Origin of the sequence: Streptomyces phytophilus (genome assembly GCF_013870535.1) — a bacterium.
In the GTDB taxonomy this organism is placed as follows: domain Bacteria; phylum Actinomycetota; class Actinomycetes; order Streptomycetales; family Streptomycetaceae; genus Streptomyces; species Streptomyces phytophilus.
Map to the genome: position 1 here is coordinate 1 of NZ_JACBXC010001540.1, position 1,254 is coordinate 1,254.

At 71.4% G+C, this 1,254-nt stretch carries 1 protein-coding gene; it reads left to right on the forward strand.

Translation table 11 applies throughout. The annotated features are described in order from the left end of the window. A partial coding sequence (locus tag H5J30_RS34060; RefSeq protein WP_181791684.1) for a ribonucleoside-diphosphate reductase subunit alpha occupies window positions 1-1,254 on the forward strand: 1,254 nt, incomplete at both ends.

Here is a 1,254-nt window from a genome sequence, read left to right on the forward strand (position 1 = left end):
GCCACCGACGGCCGCGACGACCTGTTCGGCTACTTCGGCCTGCGCACGGTCCACACCCGCTACCTGCTGCGCCACCCCACCGAGCGCGCCGTCATCGAGACCACCCAGCACTTCTTCCTGCGCGTCGCCTGCGGGCTGGCGGCCGACGAGTCCGACGCCTCCCTCGCCGAAGTCGAGGAGCTGTACGGGCTGATGAGCCGCCTCGGCTACCTGCCCTCCTCCCCCACGCTCTTCAACTCCGGCACCCGCCACCCGCAGATGTCGTCCTGCTACCTGCTCGACTCCCCGCTCGACGAGCTGGACTCGATCTACGAGCGCTACCACCAGGTCGCCCGGCTCTCCAAGCACTCCGGCGGCATCGGCATCCCCTTCACCCGCGTCCGCTCCCGCGGCTCGCTGATCCGCGGCACCAACGGCCACTCCAACGGCATCGTCCCGTTCCTGCGCACCCTGGACGCCTCCGTCGCCGCCGTGAACCAGGGCGGCAAGCGCAAGGGCGCCGCCTGCGTCTACCTGGAGCCCTGGCACGCCGACGTCGAGGAGTTCCTGGAGCTGCGCGACAACACCGGCGAGGAGGCCCGCCGCACCCACAACCTCAACCTCGCGCACTGGATCCCGGACGAGTTCATGCGCCGCGTCGAGGCCGACGGCCCCTGGTCGCTCTTCTCGCCCGCCGACGTGCCCGAGCTGACCGACCTGTACGGCGCCGCGTTCGAGGAGGCGTACGCGCGCGCGGAGGCCGAGGGGCGCTACGTCAAGCAGGTCCCCGCACGGCAGTTGTACGGCCGGATGATGCGGACCCTCGCGCAGACCGGCAACGGCTGGATGACGTTCAAGGACGCCGCCAACCGCACCGCCAACCAGACCGCGGAGCCCGGCGCCGTCGTGCACTCCTCGAACCTGTGCACCGAGATCCTGGAGGTCTCGGACGACGGCGAGACCGCGGTGTGCAACCTGGGCTCGGTCAACCTCGCGGCCCACCTGGGCGACACCGCAGGCGGCTGGGAGGAGGCGATGGACTGGGAGCGGCTGGACGCCACGGTCCGTACCGCCGTGACGTTCCTCGACCGCGTCGTGGACATCAACTTCTACCCCACCCGGCAGGCCGCCGCGTCCAACTCCCGCTGGCGGCCCGTGGGCCTGGGCGTGATGGGGCTCCAGGACGTCTTCTTCCGGCTGCGGCTCCCCTTCGACTCGCCCGCGGCGCAGGCGCTGTCCACGCGGATCGCCGAGCGCATCATGCTCGCCGCGTAC